The sequence below is a fragment of the Bailinhaonella thermotolerans genome, from assembly GCF_003594875.1.
Taxonomy (GTDB): domain Bacteria; phylum Actinomycetota; class Actinomycetes; order Streptosporangiales; family Streptosporangiaceae; genus Bailinhaonella; species Bailinhaonella thermotolerans.
In genome coordinates this window covers 44,877-68,475 of the sequence record NZ_QZEY01000028.1, presented here as the reverse complement: position 1 = coordinate 68,475, position 23,599 = coordinate 44,877, and the positions used below count along the sequence as shown (strand labels likewise).

At 74.7% G+C, this 23,599-nt stretch carries 19 protein-coding genes and 1 riboswitch; of the genes, 4 read left to right on the top strand and 15 right to left on the bottom strand.

All coding sequences use genetic code 11. The features are described from left to right. Positions 1-174: 174 nt before the first annotated feature. The 11 genes from gcvP to D5H75_RS38915 form a co-directional block, all read right to left on the bottom strand. Positions 175-3,078, bottom strand: coding sequence for an aminomethyl-transferring glycine dehydrogenase (gene gcvP / locus D5H75_RS38965; RefSeq protein ID WP_119931645.1), 2,904 nt, complete (start codon positions 3,076-3,078; stop codon positions 175-177). Positions 3,079-3,232: 154 nt separating this feature from the next. Beyond that, a riboswitch (glycine riboswitch) is annotated at positions 3,233-3,329 on the bottom strand. Between the two features lie 431 nt (positions 3,330-3,760). Next, on the bottom strand, positions 3,761-4,372 hold the full coding sequence (locus D5H75_RS38960) for a MerR family transcriptional regulator (protein ID WP_202638947.1): 612 nt from the start codon (positions 4,370-4,372) through the stop codon (positions 3,761-3,763). Positions 4,373-4,568: 196 nt separating this feature from the next. Beyond that, positions 4,569-5,039 carry a bifunctional nuclease family protein gene (locus D5H75_RS38955; protein WP_119931644.1) on the bottom strand — a complete coding sequence of 157 codons (471 nt, stop codon included), beginning with the start codon at positions 5,037-5,039 and terminating at the stop codon, positions 4,569-4,571. A 258-nt stretch (positions 5,040-5,297) separates the two neighbouring features. Continuing rightward, positions 5,298-5,984 (bottom strand): transcriptional regulator FtsR, encoded by a 687-nt coding sequence (ftsR, locus tag D5H75_RS38950; protein WP_119931643.1) that lies wholly within the window; start codon positions 5,982-5,984, stop codon positions 5,298-5,300. A gap of 49 nt (positions 5,985-6,033) precedes the next feature. Then, positions 6,034-6,582, bottom strand: a complete 549-nt coding sequence (locus tag D5H75_RS38945; RefSeq protein WP_119931642.1) for an FHA domain-containing protein — start codon at positions 6,580-6,582, stop codon at positions 6,034-6,036. Between the two features lie 477 nt (positions 6,583-7,059). Further along, positions 7,060-9,561, bottom strand: coding sequence for a mannose-1-phosphate guanyltransferase (locus tag D5H75_RS38940; RefSeq protein ID WP_119931641.1), 2,502 nt, complete (start codon positions 9,559-9,561; stop codon positions 7,060-7,062). Then, a complete protein-coding gene (gene clsA, locus D5H75_RS38935; RefSeq protein ID WP_340137788.1) occupies positions 9,558-10,163 on the bottom strand; it encodes a cardiolipin synthase ClsA in 606 nt (201 codons plus the stop codon). The genes D5H75_RS38940 and clsA overlap by 4 nt, the downstream gene beginning before the upstream one ends. A 377-nt stretch (positions 10,164-10,540) precedes the next feature. Next, positions 10,541-10,942 (bottom strand): hypothetical protein, encoded by a 402-nt coding sequence (locus D5H75_RS38930; protein ID WP_242454767.1) that lies wholly within the window; start codon positions 10,940-10,942, stop codon positions 10,541-10,543. Positions 10,943-11,255: 313 nt separating this feature from the next. After that, positions 11,256-12,320 (bottom strand): NAD(P)/FAD-dependent oxidoreductase, encoded by a 1,065-nt coding sequence (locus D5H75_RS38925; protein ID WP_119931640.1) that lies wholly within the window; start codon positions 12,318-12,320, stop codon positions 11,256-11,258. Beyond that, positions 12,317-12,829, bottom strand: a complete 513-nt coding sequence (locus D5H75_RS38920) for an isoprenylcysteine carboxyl methyltransferase family protein (protein WP_242454766.1) — start codon at positions 12,827-12,829, stop codon at positions 12,317-12,319. The genes D5H75_RS38925 and D5H75_RS38920 overlap by 4 nt, the downstream gene beginning before the upstream one ends. A gap of 6 nt (positions 12,830-12,835) precedes the next feature. Next, complete coding sequence (locus D5H75_RS38915) at positions 12,836-13,894, bottom strand: type III polyketide synthase (RefSeq protein ID WP_119931664.1); 1,059 nt, start codon at positions 13,892-13,894, stop codon at positions 12,836-12,838. 152 nt (positions 13,895-14,046) lie between these two features. Between D5H75_RS38915 and D5H75_RS38910 the strand changes: the two genes are divergently transcribed. Together D5H75_RS38910 and D5H75_RS38905 are read left to right on the top strand one after the other, a co-directional pair. After that, on the top strand, positions 14,047-15,270 hold the full coding sequence (locus D5H75_RS38910) for a methyltransferase (protein WP_119931639.1): 1,224 nt from the start codon (positions 14,047-14,049) through the stop codon (positions 15,268-15,270). Between the two features lie 317 nt (positions 15,271-15,587). Then, on the top strand, positions 15,588-16,178 hold the full coding sequence (locus D5H75_RS38905; protein WP_119931638.1) for a TetR/AcrR family transcriptional regulator: 591 nt from the start codon (positions 15,588-15,590) through the stop codon (positions 16,176-16,178). A 1,657-nt stretch (positions 16,179-17,835) separates the two neighbouring features. Here the strand turns inward: D5H75_RS38905 and D5H75_RS38900 are convergent. The 3 genes from D5H75_RS38900 to D5H75_RS43840 are packed head-to-tail and all read right to left on the bottom strand — an operon-like array spanning position 17,836 to position 21,691. Beyond that, positions 17,836-18,501 (bottom strand): response regulator, encoded by a 666-nt coding sequence (locus tag D5H75_RS38900; protein WP_202638946.1) that lies wholly within the window; start codon positions 18,499-18,501, stop codon positions 17,836-17,838. Further along, positions 18,486-19,871, bottom strand: a complete 1,386-nt coding sequence (locus tag D5H75_RS38895; RefSeq protein WP_147425442.1) for a sensor histidine kinase — start codon at positions 19,869-19,871, stop codon at positions 18,486-18,488. Before D5H75_RS38895 ends, D5H75_RS38900 begins: the two co-directional genes overlap by 16 nt. Then, entirely contained in the window at positions 19,868-21,691 is a 1,824-nt protein-coding gene (locus tag D5H75_RS43840; protein WP_242454765.1) for a sensor histidine kinase, read from the bottom strand. Before D5H75_RS43840 ends, D5H75_RS38895 begins: the two co-directional genes overlap by 4 nt. A 129-nt stretch (positions 21,692-21,820) precedes the next feature. Between D5H75_RS43840 and D5H75_RS38885 the strand changes: the two genes are divergently transcribed. Continuing rightward, positions 21,821-22,408 (top strand): class I SAM-dependent methyltransferase, encoded by a 588-nt coding sequence (locus tag D5H75_RS38885; RefSeq protein ID WP_119931636.1) that lies wholly within the window; start codon positions 21,821-21,823, stop codon positions 22,406-22,408. 135 nt (positions 22,409-22,543) lie between these two features. Here the strand turns inward: D5H75_RS38885 and D5H75_RS38880 are convergent, their stop codons facing one another. After that, positions 22,544-23,155, bottom strand: a complete 612-nt coding sequence (locus D5H75_RS38880; RefSeq protein ID WP_119931662.1) for a GNAT family N-acetyltransferase — start codon at positions 23,153-23,155, stop codon at positions 22,544-22,546. A 250-nt stretch (positions 23,156-23,405) separates the two neighbouring features. On the opposite strand from D5H75_RS38880, the gene D5H75_RS38875 reads away from it, so the two are divergent. Then, positions 23,406-23,591, top strand: coding sequence for a hypothetical protein (locus D5H75_RS38875; protein ID WP_119931635.1), 186 nt, complete (start codon positions 23,406-23,408; stop codon positions 23,589-23,591). The last annotated feature ends 8 nt before the right edge of the window (positions 23,592-23,599 follow it).

Genomic DNA, 23,599 nt, shown 5'->3' with positions numbered 1-23,599 from the left:
CCGCCCGCGCTTCTCGGGCCCACCTCGCAGGTCTATCCCCGGTGCCCCCGCCGCGCAAGCGACACTCTCCCACGGGCCGCCCGCCCGCGCCACGAGCCGGAAGCCGCGGCCCGTGAACGCCGAAGGCCACCCGGAGCGCGAAGCCCGGGTGGCCTTCCAGGAGAACGCCTCAGGTCAGGACTCGTACGCCTCCGGGGGCGGGCAGGAGCAGACCAGGTTGCGGTCGCCGTACGCCTGGTCGATGCGGCGGACCGGGGACCAGTACTTCGCCTCGCGGAGGGTGGCGACCGGGTAGGCGGCCTGCTCGCGGGTGTACGGGTGATTCCAGTCCGTCGCGGTGACCGACTCGGCGGTGTGGGGGGCGTTGCGCAGCGGGTTGTCCTCGCGCGGGAACTCGCCCTCGGCCACGCGGGAGATCTCCTCCCGGATGGCGATCATGGCGTCGCAGAAGCGGTCCAGCTCCGCCAGGTCCTCGCTCTCCGTGGGCTCGATCATCAGCGTGCCGGCCACCGGGAACGACATCGTGGGCGCGTGGAAGCCGTAGTCGATGAGGCGCTTGGCCACGTCGTCCACGGTGACGCCGGTCTCCTTGGTGATCTGGCGCAGGTCCACGATGCACTCGTGGGCGACCAGCCCGTTGCGGCCGGTGTAGAGCACCGGGTAGTGCGGGGCCAGCCGGCGGGCGATGTAGTTCGCCGACAGGATCGCCTGCTCGGTCGCCCGGCGCAGGCCCTCCGCGCCCATCATCCGGATGTACGCCCAGGAGATCGGGAGGATGCCCGCGGAGCCGTACGGCGCGGCCGAGACGGGGCCTACCTCGACCACGGGCTCCTCGTCCTCCTCGCCCTCGGCCGGCTCGACCTCCAGGAACGGGTGGCCGGGCAGGTAGTCGGCGAGGTGGCGGCGGACCGCGACCGGGCCGATGCCGGGGCCGCCGCCGCCGTGCGGGATGCAGAAGGTCTTGTGCAGGTTCAGGTGCGAGACGTCCGCCCCGAACTCGCCCAGCTTGGCCAGGCCGACGAGCGCGTTGAGGTTGGCGCCGTCGACGTAGACCTGCCCGCCGGCCTCGTGCACGAGGTCGCAGATCTCGCGGATCGTCTCCTCGAACACACCGTGGGTGGACGGGTAGGTGACCATGATCGCCGCGAGCGCGTCGCCGTGCTTGGCGATCTTGGCGCGGAGGTCGTCCAGGTCCACGTTGCCGTGGTCGTCGCAGGCCACGACCACCACGCGCATGCCGGCCATGACGGCGCTGGCGGCGTTGGTGCCGTGCGCCGAGGACGGGATCAGGCAGACGTCGCGCTGCGTGTCGCCGTTGGCGCGGTGGTAGGCGCGGATGGCCAGCAGGCCCGCGAACTCGCCCTGGGAGCCGGCGTTGGGCTGGAGCGAGACGGCGTGGTAGCCGGTGACCTCGGCCAGCCACCACTCCAGGTCGGCGATGAGCTGGGCGTAGCCGGCGGCCTGCTCCGAGGGCGCGAACGGGTGGATCCCCGCGAACTCCGGCCAGGTGATCGGCTCCATCTCGGTGGTCGCGTTGAGCTTCATGGTGCAGGAGCCCAGCGGGATCATCGAGCGGTCCAGCGCGATGTCCTTGTCCTGGAGACGGCGCAGGTAGCGCAGCATCGCGGTCTCGGAGTGGTGGGTGTTGAACACCGGGTGCGTGAGGTACTCCGACTGGCGCGCGAGCGAGGCCGGGAGCGCGTCGCCGGTCGCGGTGTCCAGGTCCTCCACGAGCTGCCCGGTGACGCCGAAGGCCGCCCACACGGCCTCCAGGTCGGCGGCGTCGGTCACCTCGTCGCAGGAGATCCCCACGTGGTCGGGGCCGTCCAGCCGCAGGTTGATCCCGCGCTCGCGCGCCGCCTCGACGACCTCGGCCGCGCGGCCGGGCACCGAGGCGTACACCGTGTCGAAGAAGTTCTCGTGGACGACGTCGACCCCGCCCGCGCGCAGCCCGGCGGCGAGCACGGCGGCGTGCCGGTGCACCCGCTGGGCGATGCGGCGCAGGCCCTCGGGGCCGTGGTAGACGGCGTACATCGAGGCGATCACCGCGAGGAGGACCTGCGCGGTGCAGATGTTGCTGGTGGCCTTCTCGCGCCGGATGTGCTGCTCGCGCGTCTGGAGCGCCAGCCGGTACGCCACGTCCCCGTCGGCGTCCACCGACACGCCCACGAGCCGGCCGGGCATCTGCCGCTGCAGCCCCTCGCGTACGGCCATGTAGGCGGCGTGCGGCCCGCCGTACCCCAGGGGGACGCCGAAGCGCTGGGAGGAGCCGACGGCGATGTCGGCGCCCAGCTCGCCGGGCGCCGAGACCAGGGTGAGGGCGAGCAGGTCGGCGGCGGCCACGACCTGGGCGCCGCGCTCGTGCGCCGCGGCGGCGAGCTCGCGGAAGTCCCACACGCGCCCGGAGGCCCCGGGGTACTGCACGAGGACGCCGAAGAAGTCGCCTTCGGGCAGCCCGTCGGCGGCGAGGTCGGCCTCGGCGAGCGTGATGCCCAGCGGCTCGGCGCGGGTCGCGAGCACGGCCTTGGTCTGCGGCAGCGTGTCGGCGTCCACGACGAACACCCCGCCCCGCGGCGCCCGGGTCGCGCGCGCGGCGAGCGTCATCGCCTCGGCGGCGGCCGTCCCCTCGTCCAGCAGGGAGGCCCCGGCCACGTCGAGCCCGGTCAGGTCGGTGATCACGGTCTGGAAGTTGAGCAGCGCCTCCAGCCGCCCCTGCGAGATCTCCGGCTGGTACGGGGTGTACGCGGTGTACCAGCCCGGGTTCTCCAGCACGTTGCGGCGGATCACGGCGGGGGTGAGCGTGTTGTGGTAGCCCAGCCCGATCATGGAGGTGAGGACCTGGTTGCGGTCGGCGAGCGCCCGCAGCTCGGCGATGGCCTCGGCCTCGCTCGCGGGGGCGGGCAGGTCCAGCGGCCGGTCCGTGCGGATGGCCGAGGGCACGGCGGCGTCCACGAGCTCCTGGGCCGAGGCGTAGCCGATCGCCTCCAGCATGGCGGCCCGGTCGGCGTCCGCCGGTCCGATGTGCCGCGCGGCGAACGGCGGGTCCTGAAGATCGCGGAGCGATGAGCGGTCTGTCATGGGGGCCTCCTGAGGCTGTAGAGACCGGGCGCCGGGGCGCGGACGGGTGCCGGGTCTCCCCCTCTGTCATCTCAACCTGAGAGCTTCACCGCGCGTGGCACGCGGCTTGCACCGTCGGTGAGGCGCCGCGGTGGCGCCTGCTTTCCAGAGTCGCCTCTCCTGTGCGGTACGGGTGCCTGAGAGTTTCCGGGGAGGATTGCTCCTTCGGCGTCCCACACTGGCTGGCGTGGAATCTCTCCCGCACAAGGTCTCCAGCCCTCAAGACTCTACCCGACCGTCCCCGTTCATCCCCGTCCCGTGCCCGCCTCCGGGTCTCCCCGGTTTCCCGCCGCCGGCGGCCCTCCCCCTGACCTCGCCTTTCGTACGGCCGGGCGCGCGCGGATTCCCTTCCCCGCGATCCCGGGGCCGCTGCGGACGCCGTACGGCTCGCGCCCGGACGCCGGGAGGGGGCGGTCACCGGGTAAGCGGATGGCCGGGCCGGTTCCGGGCTGGGGCCCGGCGTTCGCCGCACGGCCGCAAAGTGCCGTAAAGAACGGGCCAGGAAAGCGCGGATCCGCGGCACGGCGGGCCTCGCCGCGACAGGATGCCGGGGATGCGAGCGAACACCCGGGACGGGCTCACGGGCCGGAGGAGCCTCACGAACCCCGGGCAGCGGAGGAGCGGGGGATCCGGGAGCGGGGTCTCAGCCGGTGCGGCGGGCGCGGCGGCGCCGGGCGAGCTCGTCGCTGTCGTGCGGCGGGTCGTCGGGGGTGGCGCGCTCGCCGGGCAGCTCCGCCAGCGAGCCCTCGACCTCCTGCCAGACGCGGCCGAGCGCGATGCCGAAGACGCCTTGACCGCCCTGGACGAGGTCGATCACCTCGTCGGCGGAGGTGCACTCGTAGACGCTGACGCCGTCGCTCATGAGCGTGATCTGGGCGAGGTCCTGGACGCCCCGGTCGCGCAGGTGCTGCACGGCGGCCCGTATCTGCTGCAGCGAGACGCCCGTGTCGAGGAGTCGTTTGACGACCTTGAGCACGAGGATGTCGCGGAAGCTGTAGAGGCGCTGGGTGCCGGAACCGTGGGCCGGGCGCACGCTCGGCTCGACGAGCTGGGTGCGTGCCCAGTAGTCGAGTTGCCGGTAGGTGATCCCGGCCGCGGCGCACGCGGTCGGGCCCCGGTACCCCATGTCGGCGGGTATGGACGCGGGCGCCTGGTCGAAGAGCAGTCCCTGCTCCCCGGCCTTCTCGCGTGCTGAGCGCCGATGCGCCGAATCCTCGGCGCCGATCGTCTTACCCTCGCCGCTGCTGACCGCCACGCGGACCTCCGGCTTCTCTCCACCCCATCGGTTGATCAGGGGGATTGCGAATTACAACCGCGGGTTTCCACTGCACGGTAGGCACCCGTACCACCCGGAGTCAACGATCGCGCCCGGCGCGTCGCGCGCATTGCCATGCACGGCTATGTCCGCTTATGCCATGCGACGCATCCGTTCATGGCCGTGCACGGGAGGATCATCCGGACTTGCCGAAGTCCTCCGGGCTGATCGTGTCGAGGAACTCCCGGAACTTCTCGACCTCGTCTTCCTGTTCGTCGGGGATCGCGACCCCCGCCTCCTCCAGCACGTCCTCGCTCGCGAAGATGTTGGCGCCGGTGCGCAGGGCCAGCGCGATCGAGTCGGACGGGCGGGCGCTGACCTCGACCCCGTTCGAGAAGACCAGGTCGGCGAAGAAGATGCCGTCGCGGAGCGCGGTGATGTTGACCTTGCGCAACTGCACGCCGAGCGCGTCGAGCACGTCTCGGAACAGGTCGTGCGTCAGCGGCCGCGCCGGGAGCACGCCCTGCTGCGCGAAAGCGATCGCCGTCGCCTCCACCATGCCGATCCAGATCGGCAGGTACCGGTCGCCCCCGGCCTCCTTGAGCAGGACGATCGGCTGGTTGGAGGGCATCTCGACCCGCACGCCGACGACCTCCATCTGCAACACTGGCGGCTCCGTCCCCAGGCTGTGTTCGTTCTGTGCTGTCGTGTCTTGCACCAGGTGTGTCTCGGCGTGTCTGCGCCGGATTTCAACGTAACACCCGCGGGGCCGCCATGCGTGCTCACGGGTACATGCTTCCCCGGCCGCCCCGCCGCCACACCGGGTGATCGCCGACGTCCGGATCACCCCGATCAGGCCAGATGAGCGGGGTTCCGGCGGTGTTCGCCCAGCTTCGCGGCGTTCCTCGCGCGCCCCGCCGGCGGCTCAGCCGGACAGGTTCCGCCGCAGCCCCGTGCGCATGAGCGCGGTGTGCAGGTCGAGCATGAGGTTCTCGATCTCGCGGGCCGTCTCCCCCGCCCGGTCGCGCGCGCCGGGGTTGCGCTGCCGCAGCAGCGGCGCGACCGCCTGCTCCACCAGGCTCGTCTCCCGCTCCGCGGCGGCCTTGACCGCGCGCAGGTGCCGGGCGTGCAGGCCGAAGCGGGCCAGGGCCACGGCCGAGCGGGCCACGGCGAGGGCCTCCCCGTCGTACCGGCGGGCCACGGCCTCGATCAGGCCGTAGTCCTCCAGCTCGGTGAGCAGGTCCTCGCCGATGCCCGCCGCGTCGATCAGCTCCGCGCGGCTGAGCCGTACCTCCGCGGGGGCCGCCGGCGCGGCGGGGACGGCGCGCGGCCTGGGCCACTCGCCGGACTCGCCGCGGTCGGCGGCCTCCAGGTGGTCCTTGATGACCCGCAGCGGCAGATAGCGGTCGCGCTGGGCCGTCAGGATGAAGCGCAGCCGCTCCACGTCCGCGTGGGTGAACTTGCGGTACCCGGAGGGGCTGCGCTGCGGCTCGATGAGGCCCTCGGCCTCAAGGAAGCGGATCTTGGAGATGGTGACGTCGGGGAACTCGCCCTGGAGTTGGGCGAGGACCTCCCCGATGCTCATGTGGGAGCGGGCCGCCTGGGCACTCATCCGCCCACCCCGCGGACGCCCACATCCAAGAGCACTGTCACGTTCCCTCTCATGGTCCTCCGGCGCCACCTTGCGGGCGAGCGAGGAACACCAGCCGGAACTTGCCGATCTGCACCTCGTCGCCCCCGGTCAGAGGCACCTCCTCGATGCGCTCCCGGTTGACGTAGGTGCCGTTCAGGCTTCCCACGTCGCGCACGAGGAACGCACCACCGCGCCGGTAGAACTCCGCATGCCTCCGGGACACGGTTATATCGTCTAGGAAGATGTCGCTTTCGGGGTGGCGACCCGCCGTAGTGAGGTCGGTGTCGAGCAGAAATCGGCTGCCGGCGTTCGGTCCGCGCAGCACGACGAGGAGCGCGGTGTCCGGGCGCAGCGCCTCGACGGCGCCGGTGTCGGCGATCATCGCCTCGCCGGTCTCGCCCTCGTAGGCCTCGATCCCGCTGATCGAGATCGTGGTGGTGGTGTCGGCGATCTGGTCGGTCCTGGGCTGATCAGGCCTGGGCTGCTCGGCTCTCTTCAGGGGAGTTCCACAGTTGGAGCAGAAGCGGGCATCCTCAGGGTTGGCATGGCCACACTGCGTGCAGTAGACGCTCGGCATCGATCGGCTCGGCCTCCTACCGCGAAGACGCGGCTACAGCGCTTGTCAGCGTCTGGCGCCCCTTCGCCCTCTGACTGCGAATGTCGCAACTTACGCTGGCGGAGCGCGCGGGTCAACAGTTCGGGACGGTCATCTCACTCCGGCATGGCGGTTCACGATATAGGTTCCGGCCCGTCCCGCGCACACTGGGACTTCATCGGCCACCCCCTCCCCCGAGCGCACAAGCCTGATCTTGCTTGCGCCGATGATACGTGGTCACGGCCCCGGGGCGCTGTTCCCGTCCCGTCCCGCTGTGTCCCGGACGCCGTACGGCGCGGCGCGCGTCCCCCCGGCCGTCATACCGTACGGCGGCGCGGGCGACCCCCGGAGCGGCCGGGCGCGGCGCGGCGGCGCGAGCCGTACGGCGTGACGCGGTAGGACGGCCGACGGCGCGGGACGGGCCGGCGCGGCGGGGATCGGGACGGGGGGCGCGGGGCGTCATGGGGCTCCGGCGTGCTCCACGATGCCCGCCCAGTGCTCCAGGAGGGACTGGGCGGTGTCCATGTCGGGGCCCTCGGCCCACAGGTGCGTGACGGCGTCGGAGGGGTCGGGCAGGATCAGCGCCCAGCTCCCGTCGTCCTCGACCACGCGCACGCCGTCGGTGGTGTCCAGGCGCACGCCCTCGGCGGCCTCGACGACCGAGCGCATCACGGCGCCCTTGACGGCCCAGGGCGTGGGCACCGAGCGCTTGAGCAGGTGGGCCACCGGGATGCGGGCGTCGATCTGGCTCAGCGACAGCCGGGTGCGGGCGACCAGGCCGAGGAGCCGCACGAACGCGGCGATCCCGTCCACGGTGGGGCTGAACTCGGGGACGACGAAGCCGCCGCGGCCGTCCCCGGCGAAGATCATGTCCGCGGAGCGCGCGGCGGAGGTCAGGGAGTCCACGGCGGTGGGGGTCCACTCGACCTGGACGCCGTGGTAGCGGCAGACCATCTCGGCGACCCTGGTGGTGGTGACGGGGAGGGCGACGCGGCCGGCGCGGCGCTCGGCGGCGACCAGGTCCAGCACCACGAGCAGGGCGCGCTCGTCCCCGATGAGCTGGCCCTTCTCGTCCACCAGGGAGATGCGCTCGCCCACGGGGTCGAAGCGCACGCCGAACGCGGCCCCCGAGGAGGCGACCAGCTCGGCCAGCCGCTGCAGGTCGCGGCGGCGCTCGGCGAGGGTCTCGGTGGGCGAGGCCTCGTCCAGGCGGTTGTTGACGGTGAGCACCTCGACGCCGACCCGCCCGAGCAGGTGCGGCAGGGCCAGCGCCGAGGTCCCGCCCGCGCAGTCGATGACGACCTTGAGCTCGGCCTCCCGCACGCCGCTCATGTCCATGTGGTTCATGAGCTCCTGGGTGTACGTCTCCAGGGCGCGGGCGGGGAAGTTCAGCTCGGCGATCTCGCCGGGGAAGGCGCGCCGGAACTCCTGGCGCGAGAAGACGCGCTCCAGCTTGCGCTGGGAGGCCTGGGAGAGGTCGGCGCCCTCGGCGTTCATGAAGATGATGTCCACGCTCTGCGGGTCGCCCGGGGTGGTGCGCAGGGCGATCCCGCCCGCGGTGGTGTCGCGGGAGGTGTGGTAGCGGGCGACCGGCAGGGGCGCGGCCTCCAGGTCGAGCACGTTGATCGCCCCGGCGTTGAGCGCGCTGATCACCGCCCGCTTCAGCGCCCGCCCTGCCCGGGAGGCGTCGCGCGAGGTGGTGACGACCGCGCCCTTCTTGAGGGAGGTGGCGTAGGCGCTGGCCAGCCGTACGCACAGCTCGGGGGTGATCTCCACGTTGATCAGGCCGGAGACGCCGCGCGGGCCGAAGAGGCTGCGCTGGCCCCGGGACTCCCAGATCACGCTGGTGTTGACGACCGCGCCGGCCTCGATGGTCTTGAACGGGTAGACCTTGACGCCGGAGGTGAGGTACGCCTCGGCCTCGATGACGCACTCGTCGCCGACGATCGCGCCCTCCTCGACGCGCGCCCCGGCCATGATGTCGGTGTTCTTGCCGATGACGCAGCCGCGCAGGTTGGTGGAGGGGCCGACGAACACGTTGTCGTGGACGACGGCGCGGTGCAGGAAGCCGCCCTCCTTGACCACCACGTTGCTGCCGAGGACGGTGAACTCGCGCAGCTCGGCCCCGGCCTCGACCTTGGCGTAGTCGCCGATGTAGAGCGGGCCCTTCAGGACGGCCTCGGGGTCCACCTCGGCGCCCTCGCCCACCCACACGCCCGGGGACATCTCGAAGCCCTCGATGTCCACCTCGACCTTGCCGGAGAGCACGTCGGCCTGGGCCTTGAGGTAGCTCTCGTGCGTGCCGACGTCCTCCCAGTAGCCCTCGGCGACGTACCCGAACAGGGGCGCGCCGCGTTCGAGCAGGCGGGGGAAGACGTCGCCGGACCAGTCCACGACCCGCCCGGGCTCGACCTCGTCGAGGACCTCGGGCTCCATGACGTACACGCCGGTGTTGACGGTGTCGGAGAAGACCTGGCCCCAGGTGGGCTTCTCCAGGAAGCGCTGGATGCGGCCCTGCTCGTCCACGATGATGATGCCGAACTCCAGGGGGTTCGGGACGCGCTTGAGCCCGATGGTGACCAGGGCGTCGTTCTTCTTGTGGAAGCGCACCATGTCGGTCAGGTCGATGTCGGTGAGCGCGTCGCCGGAGATCACCAGGAACGGCTCGTCGCGCAGCGCGTCGGCGGCGTTCTTCACGCTCCCGGCGGTGCCGAGGGGGACCTCCTCGGTGGCGTAGTGCAGGCGCATGCCCAGCTCGCCGCCGTCGCCGAAGTAGTTGCGCACGAGCGCGGCGAGGAACTGCACGGTGACGACGGTCTCGGTGAAGCCGTGGCGCTTCAGCAGCCGCAGCACGTGCTCCATGATCGGCCGGTTGATCACCGGCAGCAGCGGTTTGGGCTGGTTGGCGGTCATGGGACGCAATCGCGTCCCTTCGCCGCCCGCCATGACGACCGCCTTCACGCCGCCTCCTCACCCCGCCGACCGGAGCGGATCAGCCCGATACCCTGAACCAAATACAACACCCCGGCCCACCAGTACAGACCGGTGCCCCAGATGGCGAAGGCCCAGCCGACGATCTTGGCGAACTCGATGTGGACGCCGAGGAAGAGCAGCGGGAACGCGTAGAGCAGGTTCGCCGTGGCGGCCTTGCCCAGGAAGTGCACGGGCAGCCCGACGTAGCCGTAGCGGCCCAGGACCAGCAGGAACAGGCCGACGACGATCTCGCGGGCCAGCAGCACGGCCACGAGCCAGACGGGGATGATGTCGCGGACGGTCAGGCCGACCAGGGTGGCGAGGATGTAGAGCCGGTCGGCGGCCGGGTCCAGGAGGCGGCCCAGCCGGGAGGTCTGGTTGAAGGCGCGCGCGAGCTTGCCGTCGAGCCAGTCGGTGAAGCCCGCGACCATGAGCACGACCACGGCCCAGCCGTCGGCCTTCGGCCCGAGGACCAGCCACAGGAACAGCGGCACCCCGAGCAGCCGCAGCAGGCTCAGCGCGTTCGGGATCGTCCAGACGCGATCCTCGCTGCTCTTCGCGACCGCATCCGCCTGATCCGTCACGTGCACGTCCCCTCCTGCGACCTGTCCCCCGCACCAGTGACCTTATAAGGGACGCGCCCGGCGCGTATCCGCCGGTCTCCGTGCCGCGCGTGCCGCCGCGCCCGGAGCCGGCGGCGTGCCCCTCCCGGCCTGGCCAGGCCCGATGCTCATGCCGGTACGGCGGTGCGGGCGCGGGCCGGGCGGGAGGGGCCGCGGGCCGGGCGCGGTGGTTCCGGGACCCCCTCGTCCCCGGAACGCGCGCGCCGGCCCGCGGGTTCCCCCGCGCCGGTCGTCCACAGGGCACCGGCTATCCACAGAACGCGGCTCGGTCCAGCGGGGGACGGGGGTGGTGCCGGAAGGTGGGCGGGTGGCCGGACCCGCGCCCGGGGCGCCCGCCGGCCGGGTCAGTGACGGCGATACGCCCAGGTGAGGAGGGCCGTGGTGAGGGCCAGGAGGATCACGCCGTTCGGGAGGTGGAGGGCCTTGGTGTCCCAGGTGAAGTGCCGGGCCATGCCCACGAGGAACAACCCCAGGCTGGCGAGGGAGACCCAGCCGGGGCCGCGGCCGGGCTTCCAGAGGAGGACGCCGACGATCGTCTGGACGAGGGCGATCAGGTGGACGAGCATGCCCGCCATCACGTGCGTCTCGCCCATCGCCTTCGCCCCGTCGAGGGACTGCCCCGCGTACATCGCGGCGACCACGAGGCCCAGCGCCTGCGCGGTCACGAGCACGCGGAAGGTGATGAGGAGCCCGCGCGACACGGGGCGGGCCGCCGCCGGCGGGGCCAGGGTCTGGTTGTGCTGCATCTCGGTCTTCCTTCCTGAGGAGGTTGCCGCCGTGCAGGCTGCCAGCCCCGCCCCGCCGCGGTCGTCCGCCGCCGGGCGGATCACCGGTAATCCCCGAGACGTAGACCCCCGTCCCGTTTCCGGCGGCCCCCGCGCCTCCCCGGCCCCGGCGTCCCGCGCGTCCCCGCCCCGCCCCGCGCGTGGCCTCGCGGCCCTCGCCCGCCCGCCCGCCGCATGCGGTACGGCCGCACGTGGTGCGGCCGCGCGCCCGGCCGGGGATCCCCCGCGCGCGCAGGCCCGGCGCGGCGGGCGCGCCGGAGGGACGGGCGATGGGTCAGGCGATGGTGTTCACGGCGGCCCTGAACAGGGCGGGGAGGCGGGCCGCGGCCGGGACCAGGAGGCGGCGGCCGGCGGGCGTGGCGGTCGCCCGGAGGAGCGCGGCGGTGATCAGCCGGTAGGAGCGGGTCAGCCGCCGCCACTCCCCGGCGTACGCCCCGGGACGCCCGGAGCGCAGGCACTCCACGGCTGCCCGGGCGCCGGCGAGGGCCAGGGAGACGCCCTCCCCGGTCAGCGCGTCCACGTATCCCGCGGCGTCGCCCACGAGCAGGACCCGGCCCGCGACCGGGCTCGCCGCCCCGCGCCGCAGCGGCCCGGCCCCGCGTACCGGCGTGACGGCTGGCCCGGTCAGCCGCCCGGCGAGGCCGGGGAAGGCCGCCAGGTGCTCGTCGAAGCCGCCCCGCCGTGTGGTCAGCACCGCCACCCCCACCAGGTCCCCGGCCACCGGCGTCACATACGCCTCCGCGCCGGCCGCCCAGTGCACCTCCACGAAGCCGCTCCACGGCTCCACCCGGTAGTGCCGCCGCAGCCCGAACCTCCGTTCGCCCGCCGCCCTCACGTCCAGCCCGAGGATCCGCCGCACCGAAGACCCGAGCCCGTCGGCCGCGATCACCCACCGGGCCCGGGCCACTCTCCCGCAGTCCGCGGCGCCGCCCGCCCGGCCGCGTCCCGCCGGCCGGTAGGCGAGGTCGACGTGGCCGGTGGCCTGGGTGAGGCCCACGGCCTTGCCGGGGATCAGGTCGACGCCCAGGGCGGCGGCCCGGGCGGCGAGGGCGGCGTGGAGGTCGGTGCGGCGGACGGCGAGGCCGGGGCCTTCGCGGAAGGGGGCCTCGGCGGAGCGGGAGGGGGTGAGGTAGCGGATCCCGTGGAAGGGGCGGCCGGGCGGGGCGACGCCCAGGGCCGACAGCTCGCGGAGGGCCCGGGGCATCAGGCCCTCGCCGCAGGGCTTGTCCACCGGGAACACGCGGGGCTCCAGGACGGCCACGCTCCAGCCGGACCGCGCGGCGTGGACGGCGGCGGCCAGCCCCGCGGGGCCGCCGCCCACGACCAGGAGGTCGATCACGCCGCCGCCCCGGCCAGGGCCGCGTTCTCGCAGCGGATGCGCACGGTCAGCAGGACCGCGTTGAGCAGGGTGAACACCAGGGCGGTGAGCCAGGCCGTGTGCACCAGCGGGAGGGCGATCCCCTCCACGACGACGGCGACGTAGTTGGGATGACGGAACCACCGGTACGGCCCCGAGGCGACCAGGGGGAGGCCGGGGATGACGATCACGCGGGTGTTCCAGCGGCGGCCGAGCGCGGCGACGCACCACCACCGCAGGGCCTGGGACAGGATCACCAGCGCCAGCATGGGCAGGCCCAGGGCCGGGACGAACGGGCGGAACGGGGCCTCGGCGAGGCATCCGGCGAGGAGGGCGACGTGGAGGACGGCCATGACCGGGTAGTGGCCGCGGCCGTGCTCGCGGCCGCCGCGGGACAGCGCCCAGCGGGTGTTGCGCCGGGCGACCGCCAGCTCGGCCAGGCGCTCGGCGGCGACCAGCAGGATCAGCAGGATCAGCAGCGTGTAGTACACCGGCGATCACCAGCGCAGGAGGGCCAGCTCGACGCAGAAGCCGGGACCCATCGCGATCATCATGCCGTGCGCGCCCGGCCGGGGGGCGGGCGCGGCGAGGGTGTCCTCCAGGATGTGCAGCACCGAGGCGGAGGAGAGGTTGCCGATCTCGGACAGCGACCGCCAGGACAGGTCGAGCGCGCCCGGCGGCAGCTCCAGCGCGTCGTTCACCGCGTCCAGCATCTTCGGGCCGCCCGGGTGGCAGACCCAGGCCGCGATGTCGTCCCGGCGCAGGCCGTGCTCGTCCAGGAACCCTCCGACGACCTCGGCCAGCCCGGAGCGCACGAGGTCGGGGAGCCGCCGGTCCAGCACGACCCGGAAGCCGCCGTCGGTGACCCGCCAGCCCATCAGCTCCGCCGTGCCGGGGAACAGGTGGCTGCGCGTGGCGACCACGGACGGGCCGGGCGCGCCGGGGCTCCGGCCGGCCCCGGCCGCGACCACCGCCGCCGCGCCGTCCCCGAACAACGCGCTGGCCACGAGGTTGGCCGGGGACAGGTCGTCACGCTGGAGGGTCAGCGAGCACAGCTCGACGGACAGGAGCGCCGCGACGTGCCCCGGCCAGGAGCGCAGGTAGTCGTGCAGCCGCGCGATCCCGGCGACCCCGGCGACGCAGCCGAGGCCGAAGACGGGCACGCGCTTGACGTCGGCGCGCAGCCCCGCCTCCTGCGCGATCCGCACGTCCACCGAAGGCGCGGCGATGCCGGTCACCGACGCGAACAGCAGCAGGTCCACGTCCCGCGCGGTCAGCCCGGCCCGGTCGAGGGCCCCGGCGAGCGCACGCGCGCCGAGCGGGACGGCCGCGTCGATGTAGACGTCGTTGCAGGCCCCGAAGCCGGTCAGCGCCGCGTAGCCCTCGACCGGGAGCGCCAGGTGGCGGAAGCTCACCCCGCTGGAGGCGTGCACGGCGTCCAGGAACTCCCGCTCCTCCGCGCTCAGCCGCATCTCGCCGGCCAGCGCCTCGGTGATCCGGCCCTGCTCGTACCGGTGCCCGGGCAGCGCGCCGTGCGCGGCGACGATTCGCGTCATGCCCACCCCCGATATCGCGGTGCTTCGGGACGTATGCCCAGAGATGACCGGTTTCTGTGCGCGCGTCCGGTAATGGTTCCGCCCGCTCCCGCCCCGGGATTGTTTGCCGCCCGTCCGCGTGACCGGCCGCCCTGACGGGGCACACCGCCGCAGTGACCACACCGGAGGACATCGTCCGCCTCGGGATGAGCTTCTGCGCCGCGAAGACCCTGCTCAGCGCCGTGGAACTGGGCGTCTTCGGGACTCTCGCCGACGGCCCCCTCCCCCTGGCCGAACTCCGCCGCCGCACCGGCCTGCACCCGCGCGCCGCCCGCGATTTCCTCGACGCCCTCGTCGCCCTCACCCTCCTCGACCGCCACGACCGGCCCCCCGCCCCGCCCGCCGAGCCGCCCGCCCCGAGCGCACCGCCCGCCGAGCCGCCCGCCCCGAGCGCACCGCCCGCCCAAGCGCCGCTCAGGCCGTACGGCGACGCCGGCGCCGGGCGGGAGCCGTACGCCGGCGTGAACACGGGGCGGGAGCCGTACGGCGGGGCCGGGCGGGCGGCCGAGGCCGAGGGTGAGGCCGAGGGTGAGGGGGGCGCGGATGAGGAGGGGCCCTGGTACGCGAACACGGCCGGGGCGGAGAGGTTCCTGGTGCCGGGGCGGGAGGAGTACGTCGGCGGGCTGCTGGAGATGGCGGGCGAGCGGCTGTACGGGATCTGGGGGCGGCTGACCGAGGCGCTGCGCACGGGGCTGCCGCAGAACGAGGCGAGGCACGGGGAGGACCCGTTCGCGGCGATCTACCGGGACGAACGCCGCATGCGGGGTTTCCTGCGGGCGATGACCACCTTGTCCGGGCCCTCGATCCGGGCCCTCGCCGAGCGGTTCCCGTGGGACCGGCACCACCGGGTCGCGGACCTCGGCTGCGCCGAGGGGGCGCTGCCGCGGCTCCTGGCGGAGCGGCACCCCCACCTGGAGACGACCGGGATGGACCTGCCGCGCGTGCGGGACGCGTTCGAGGAGCACGTGGCCGGGCGGGCGCGGTTCGCGGCCGGGGACTTCTTCGCCGACCCGCTGCCGGAGGCGGACGTGTACGTCCTGGGGCACGTGCTGCACGACTGGGACCGGCAGACCGCCCGCCGCCTGCTCCGGAAGGTCCGCGACGCGCTCCCGCCCGGCGGCGCGGTGATCGTCCACGAGGCGTTCGTGGACGACGACCGCCGCGCCGGCCTGGAGGCCCTGCTGATGAGCCTCACCATGCTGCTGGAGACCCCGGGCGGCTCCGACCGGACCATCGCGGAGTGCCGCGCCCTGCTGGCCGACGCGGGCTTCACGGACATCCGCGCCGAACCCCTGGCCGGCGCGGAGTCCATGGTCACGGGCACGAAACCCGGATAGGCGCCCCGCTCGCACAAGGCCCGCCCGCCCACAGCCCGCCCGCCACGAGCCCGCCCCGCGCCGCACCGCCCATGAACCCGCCCCGCGCCGTCCGCGCGAAGCCCGCCCCCCACGACCGCCGCGATCCCGCGATCCCGCGATCCCGCGCCGCCGCGCCGCCGCGCGGAGAGCCGGAGAGGAGGGCGTGGAGAGCCCGGGTGAAGGGCTGGGCGAGGGGCTCGCGGGGCGGGGCGGGGCGCGGGCCGGGGGCGGGGGCGGCGGGGGTTTCGGGCGCGTGATGTTTGTCGGGGGGCGTCCGGCGATGTAATCGTGTCCTCATGGGAACTCCCGTCCGCACACTTCGCGACGAACTGCTGACCGCCGCGGAGCCGCTGCTGATCGAGCGCGGCTACCGGAACCTGCGCATGCGGGACGTGGCGGACGCGGTGGGCGTCAGCCGGCAGACCGTCTACAACGAGTTCGGCGACAAGTGGGGGCTGGCCCAGGCGCTGGCGCTCAAGGACAACGAGCGGTTCCTCGACGGCATCGACGAGGCGCTGTCGGCCCATGACGACCTGTACGGCGCGGTGCGCGCGGCGGTGCTGTTCACGCTGGAGGAGGCGGCGTCCGACCCGCTCACCCGCACGGTGCTGACCGGCGACGGGTCCGAGGGCCTGCTGCCGCTGCTGACGACGCGCGCCGAGCCGCTGCTGCTGGCCGCGAACCAGCGGATCGTGCGGCACGCCCGCGCCAAGTGGCCCGAGCTCCCGGCGGACGAGCTGGCCGTGATCACCGAGAGCGTGGTGCGGCTGACGGTGAGCCACATCCTGCTGCCGACCCGGGACGACCAGGAGGTGGCGGACAGCCTGGCCCGGCTCGTCCTCCGCTATCTCGGGCTGGCTGACCGAGACCCGGCCGCAGCCGGATGACCCACGGCGCGCCCGGCCCCGCGTCGATCTCCAGCTCCCGCCAGCCCGCGACCGACCTCGGGATCTTCCCGCCCCGCGTGACGTAGGCGGACGCGCGCGAGACGGGCCCGTTCCCGCAGCCCGCGTAGTAGGGCAGGGGCGGGTCGGCCGCCGGTCCCGCCAGCAGGCACGGCTGCCGCACCCCGGCCGCCTGGAGCGCCGCGGCGACCTCGTGCATCGCGACCCGGCTCTCCCCGGTCGTCGCCACGCGCCGCTGGAGCACGACGTGCTGGACCACCAGGTGCGCCAGCAGCCCGGCCGCGACCAGCCCGGCGAACACCGGCCGCGGCCGCAGGCCCGCCAGCCACAGCAGGCACCGCGCCACCGGCAGCGCGAGCAGCGCGTACGCCGGGATCAGGAACCTCGGCGCGGCGTAGTCCACGAGCGCCAGGTACGGCACGGCCACCGCGACCCCGCATGCGGCGGCCGTGGCGTACAGCCGGAACTCCTCGCGGCGGCGGACCGACCACAGGCCGCCCAGCACGGCGACCGGCAGCGCGAAGATCCACAGGCTCAGGATCGGGTAAGTGGGCGGCCGGCCGCAGGGACGGCACAGGGCGGGGCCGTTGAGCGCCTTGAACTGGTACCAGAAGCCGACGGTCGGCCGCAGGTGCCCCTGGATCTCGCTGGCCCGCCGCAGCCGGGTGAGCAGCCCCCCGTAGCCGGTGTACGCCTCGATCACCCACGGCGCCCAGCCCGCCGCGACCGCGCCCGCGACCACGGCCACCACCCCGGGCCGCCGCCACCGCCGTACGGCCAGCGCGGCCAGCACCAGGGGCGCGGCCAGCCACAACGAGTCGCCGGGGCGGATGAGCGCGGCCACGGCGACGCTGACGCCGAGCCCGAGCAGGGCGGGCCGCGAGTCGCGGGTGACGGCGAGCAGGAAGCAGCCGGCCGCCGCCACGCAGGCGTACGCCAGGGGCAGGTTGGGCATGACCGCCGCGCCGTAGAACTGGACGACCCAGAGCCCGGCCAGCAGCAGCGCGGCGAGCGCGGTCACCGCGGACCCGACCAGGCGCAGCCAGGGCAGGTACGCCACCACCAGGCCCGCCGCCGACACCGCCGTCATCCACAGGCGGACCGGCGCCTCGTCGGGCGTGAAGTGCGCGGCGGGCCAGGCCAGCCAGGTGACGCCGCGCGCGCGGGGCGCGCTGAAGTGCAGGTCGGGGACGTGCGGGGTGACCTGGCTCAGGTAGACGGTCTCGTCCCAGCCCCACCCGAACCCGGGGCCGACGAAGACGAGCTGCGTGACGGCGAACGCCGCGGCCACGCCGGCGAGAGGCATCACACTCCGCACGCCCCACCCCCCGGTCGGGTAAACGATCAGCTCGGTACGTACCCCGGCGAACACCGTCACAACTTCAGAGAACCGGAAGGTCCCGATATCTCCGCAGGAAGAAGCGCGAACACCGCCGAAAGCGGGCTCCAACGGACGCGCGATCCCGGAGGGCGACGGCGTGCCGGGGAACCGGGGGACGGCAGGCCGGGAACCCGGGGCGGCGGCCCACCGGGAAAGCGGGACGGCGGCCCCGGGAAAGCAGGACGGCGGCCCGCCGAGAAAGCAGGACGGCGGCCCGCCGAGGTATCCGGGGCCGTGGTGAGCCGGGGAATCCGGGGCTCAGCCGGGGAAGCGGGGGCGGAACTCCTCGTCCACGAGGCCGAGGCGATGGGCCATGACGGCGGCCTGGACGCGGTTGCGCAGGCCCAGCTTGTCCATCGCCGTGGAGACGTGGGTCTTGACGGTGGTCACGCCGACGTGCAGCCGCGTCGCGATCTCGTGGTTGGACAGGCCCGCGCCGACCAGGGCGAGCACCTCGCGCTCGCGCGGCGTCAGCTCGGCGGGCGGGGCGATCGCGTCGTGGGCGGACAGCGCGCGGGACACCACGCGCCGCAGCACCGAGGGGGCCAGCAGGGGCTCGCCGCGGGCGGCCCGCCGTACGGCGTCCACCATGTGGCTCGGGTCGTCGTCCTTGACCAGGAAGCCGATCGCGCCCGCGCGCAGGGCGGCGTAGACGTTCTCGTCCTCGGCGAAGGTGGTCAGCATGACGATCCGGGCGGCCGGGTCGGCGGCCAGGATGCGGCGGGTGGCCTCCAGGCCGTCCACGCGCGGCATGCGGATGTCCATCAGCACCACGTCGGGCCGCAGGTCCACGGCCAGCCGCGCGGCCTCGGCCCCGTCGGCGGCCTCGCCGCACACCTCCACGCCGCCGGCCGCCTCCAGCAGCATCCGCACGCCCGCGCGCACGAGCTGCTGGTCGTCCGCGATGACTACTCTGACCGGCACTGATCCCCCTCGTCGGATTCCTCGTCACACGTCACGTCCCGCCGCGCCCCGTCCCCGCGCCCGCCGGGGCCCCGGGCCCCGTCGCGCGAGCAGATCCGGAGGCCCCCGCCCGGGTCGCCCCGGGTGGCGTCGCCGGGACCGGCCGGAGGGCCCTCACCCGCTTCCCCCTGGGAGCCGTCGTCGGGCTCACCCGGGGAGCCGTCGCGGGAGCCGTACGGCAGGCGGGCGGTGAGCAGCCAGCCGCCCGCCGGCGTGGGCCCGGCGGTCATGTCGCCGCCGAGCAGGTCCACGCGCTCGCGCACGCCGCCGAGGCCGTACCCCGGCGACGGTAGCGCCGGAGGGTCGCCCGCCGGGGCGTCGTTCTCCACGCTCAGCCGTATCGCGCCCGGCTCGGGGCGCAGCGTGAGCCGTACGGCGGTGCCGGGACCGGCGTGTTTGAGCACGTTGGTCAGGCCCTCGCGGATGATGAACGCCCCGGAGGCGCGGATGACGGAGGGGGCCGCCGCGACGGCGGGGTCGACGTCGACGGCGACCCGCACGCCCGCGGCCTCCAGCCGGGACACGGCGTCCTCGATCGTGCCCTCGGGGTCGGCCACCGGCAGCGCCTCGTCCACGGCGTCGGGGTCGCGCAGGACGGCGAGCAGCCCGCGCAGGTCGTCCAGCACCTTGGTGCCCGTGCGGCGGATGTCGGCCAGCGCCGCCGAGGCCGGGCCGCTCGCCCCCGCGAACTGCGCCGCGCTCGCCCGCAACACCATCGCGCTGACGTGGTGGGCGACGATGTCGTGCAGGTCGCGGGCCACCCGCGTGCGCTCGGCCAGCCGGGCCGCCCGGGTCTCGGCCTCCCGCCGCTCGATCGCGGCCTGCGCGCGGGCGCGCTCGATCTCGGCGGAGACCCGCAGGCCGCCGACGTAGCGGCCGATCGCGAGGGGCGCGGCCACGACCGCCAGCAGCGTCAGCGCGCGCCAGTGGGTGACGACCTCGCTGAACGGGCCGTCTATCACGTTCACGGCCGAGGCCACGCACCCCAGGGCGTACGCCACGGCGATCATCGGCCAGCTCGCCTCCATCGCGAGCACGCCCAGCGCCACGGCGAACAGGCCCTGCACCGCGTTGGCCGCGTAGGGCGAGAACGCGTCCATGAAGACGAGCAGCGCCCCGTTGAAAATCGCCACGATCAAGGGCACGTGCCGCACGAACGCCATCGAGAAGCCCGAGGCGTACACGGCCAGGCCGCTCCCCCAGACCGGCAGGGTGCCGATGTTCCACCCGTTCCAGGTGGTCAGCACGGCGAAGCCCATCGCCGCCCCGCCCAGCAGCACGTCGAGCAGCAGTGGGCGCAGCGCGCCCGGTTCCCATGGGGCCCGTCTCACGCCGCCCCCCTCTCCGGGAGGCGTACGGCCAGCAGCCAGCCGCCGTCCGGCGTGGGCCCCGCCGACACGTGCCCGGCCAGCCGCTCCACCCGTTCGCGGGCCCCGGCCAGGCCGTACCCGGACGCGGGGAACGGCTCCGGCGGCCGAGCGGGGGCGCCGTTGCGCACCTCGGCGCACAGCTCCCCCTCCGCCACGAAGACGCGGACCTCCACGGCGGTCCCGGGGCCCGCGTGCTTGAGCGCGTTGGTCAGCCCCTCCCGCACGACGCGGGCGGCCTCGGCCCGCACCTCCACGGGCACCGCCGCGACCTCCGGGTCCACCTCCAGGTCCACGTCCAGCCCCGCGGCGCTCAGCGCCTTGACGGCCTCCGCCACCAGCCCCTCGGGGTCCGCCACCGGCAGCGGGTCCTCCGCCGCCTCCGGGTCCCTGAGCACGGCCAGCAGCCGCCGCAGATCACCCAGCGCCCGCACGCCCATCTCCCGGATCTCCCCCAGCACGTCGTCCTCGCCCACCCCGGCCGCCGCTCCGCCCGGTCCGCCCGCTCCGGTCGGTCCGGCCGCTCCGGGTCCCGGCCCGGGAGCCGGCGGGACCTCGCGCCCCGCGTCACCTGCGAGACCGGGGCCGGAGCCGACCGTACCGGAGTCCCGACCGGTGCCACGACCCGAGCCCGTCCCCGCCGTCCTCGGCCCGGGAACCACCGGCCAGGGAATCGCGGGCCCAGTGGCCCCCGCCTCAGCCGGTGCGCGCGGCCCGGCCGCGCCGGGCTCGCCGAGGGTACGGCCTGAGCCCGCTCCGTCCGCGCCCGGCCGCCCCGGCTCGGGGACCGGCGACGCGGTGGACCCGGTCCCGGCTCCGGCCCCGTCCCCGGTCCCGCTCTCGGCCTCGGCCGCCAGGGCCGGCCCCGTCCCCGCGCCGGCCCTACCGCGCTCGCCGGAGTCACCGCGGTCGCCGCAGTCGCCGCTGTGGCCGCTGTGGCCGCCGTGGCCGCTGTGGCCGCTGTGGCCGCTGCGGCCGCTGCGGCCGGTGGAGCGGACGTCGCGGGGACCGGTGGCGCTCGCGCCGGCGTGGCCGAAGGCGGCGGGGAACGCGGCGGTTCCCGGATGCCGCCCGACGTGGTCCTCGGCTGGGCCGGTCGCGGGCGGTACGGCGGCGGCGCGGGCGGCCGCCCGGGCGTAGCCGGCGGCCCCGGCGCGCAGGACGATGGCGCCGACGTGGTGGGCGACGCTGTCGTGCAGGTCGCGGGCGATGCGGGCGCGTTCGGCCAGGCGGGCGGCGCGGGTCTCGGCGACGCGGCGCGCCTCGGCGTGGCGGGCGCGGGACTCGGCGGCGCGCAGGCCCTCCTTGAGCGCCCCGAGGTAACGGCCGAACGCGACGGGCGCGGCGGCGGTGAGCAGGATGGCCGTGGCCTCCAGCGGGACTCCGGCGACCCCGAACCTCGCCCACAGCAACCGGTTGGCGACGTCGAGGACGACGGCCAGCGTGTAGGCGACGGTGATCAGGACCGCCCCGCCGCGGAAACCGACGCCGCCGAGCGCGGCCAGGAGCGTGAACGGCACGTTCCCGGACGCCGGCCCGGCCGCGCCCGACGCCATGACGACGGCGACCGCGAACTGGAACCCGAACACCGCCACCGGCCGGCGGCGCATCAGGCCCAGCGACAGCCCCACGAGCACGTCGGCCACCAGTTCGGCGGACTCCAGCGCCGGGTTCCCCCGGCAGGCGGAGCAGCCGTAGGAGGTGAGCGCGGCCAGGACGCCGGCGGCGGCGCAGAGCACGTCGAACCCGTCGTTCCGCCAGTTCCGCCAGTTCCGCCCTCTCATGCGATCACCCTATGGGCGGCCCGGCCGCGCCCCCCTCCTGCCAACGGGTGGGCCGCCTCCTCCTTCTGGCCGGAATCCGGGCCGCCCGGCGGATCTTGCCGCCCCGCCCCCGCCCCTAGCGTCGGAATCATGGTGAACGACAACGCCCTGTTCCTCCGCCAGTTCGTCCGCGCACCCGCCGTCACCGGGGCCTTCGCGCCGAGCTCTCGCCGCCTGGCCACCGCCGTGAACGCGCCGGTGCCCGAGTCCGGCGACCCGGTGATCGTGGAGCTGGGGCCGGGGACCGGCCCGTTCACCCGCGACATCCAGCGCCGCCTCGGCGGGCGCGGGCACCACCTGGCCGTCGAGCTCAACCCGGCGCTGGCCGTGCCGCTGGCCCGGCGCTTCCCGGACGTGGACGTGGTGGTGGACGACGCCGCCCGGCTGCCGGGGATCCTCGCCGAGCGCGGGCTCCCGGCGGCCGACGCGGTGATCAGCGGGCTGCCCTGGGCCGCCTTCTCCGGTTCCCTGCAGCGCGACATCCTCGCCGCCGTGACCGCCGCGATGGCCCCCGGCGGCGCCTTCACCACCTTCGCCTACATCCACGCCCGCGCGCTCCCGCCGGCCCGCCGCTTCCGCCGCCTCCTCCAGGAGTCCTTCGAGGAAGTGGTCCTGAGCCGCACCGTCTGGCGCAACCTCCCCCCGGCGTTCGTCTACCACGCGCGCCGCCCCCGCTGACCGGCCCGCCCGCTGAGCCGCCCGCCCCGCCGACCGACCGCTCCGCCGACCGGCCCGCGCCCGCTGAGCCGCCCGCGCCGGCCGTACGGCCCGGCTGGTGCCGTACGGCGGGCGCGGCGTCCGCCGGGCCGGGGGTCACGGGGCCGTGGAGCGCCCGAGGTAGGTGAGGGGGCCGGGGTCCGGGACGGGGATCTCGTGGAAGCCGAGCCGGTCGTAGAAGGCGCGCGCCCCGGTGTTGGCGGTGACCATGCCGAGGTGGACCGCGGGAACGCCCTGGCCCGCGAGCGCGCCCAGGAACGCGGTCATCAGCCTGCGGCCGTGCCCCGCGCCCTGGTGGCCGGGCAGCAGGTCGATGTGCAGGTGGGCGGGGTAGTCCGCGAGCTCGGGGAGGATCATCCGCTCCGGGTCGTGCATCAGCGCGACCATCTCCTCGGTGGGCGTGGCGGGCGGCGCGACCGGCGCGGGGTACCGCGTGGCCAGTTCCGGCAGCCACTCCTCCCGGAACGCGCGCACGAACCGCGCCGTGTCCGCCGTGCCCACGATGTACCCCACCGCCCGCGTCCCGTCGTCGGCCACGAACGCCAGCTCGGGCTCGAAGCGGACGTACGGCGCGGCGAAGATGCTCGGCATGAGGTCCGGGTCGGGGTAGAGGTGCCGCGAGTCTCCCCCCTGGTGGGCGGTGCGCACGCAGATGTCGTAGAGATCGGCCCGGTCGGACTCGCGGTAGGGCCGCACGATGACTGTCATGATCACGCATTCTGGCCTATGTGGGAGCGCTCCCACAGCCGCGGCCCCGGCGCGGCGCCGCGCCGAAGCGGCGACCCGGAGCCTCCGGCCGGCCACGTGGCGAGTTCACACCAGGCTCGATCACCCCAGGCACAACCATCTGATTCTTCGATATTGACCTGGCCTGATCCGCGTGCGATCTTCCGGGCAGCGATCACCTCGTCTCAGCGGACCTCGCCGAGATCCGGCGAGCCGGACAGAGGGAGAAGAAATGATTCACGCCATCACCCGCATCGGAGATCGCCTGCTCCAGCGCGTGGCCCCCAAGATGACGGCGAGCGCCGTCTGCGGCGGCTGGCAGACCTGCTGCTACAACCGCAGGGTCGGCGTCCGCCGGTACGACCCCGAGCACGGGTCCTGGTGCACCCCCTGCTACACCACCAGCCAGAGCTGCTGACCGCCCCG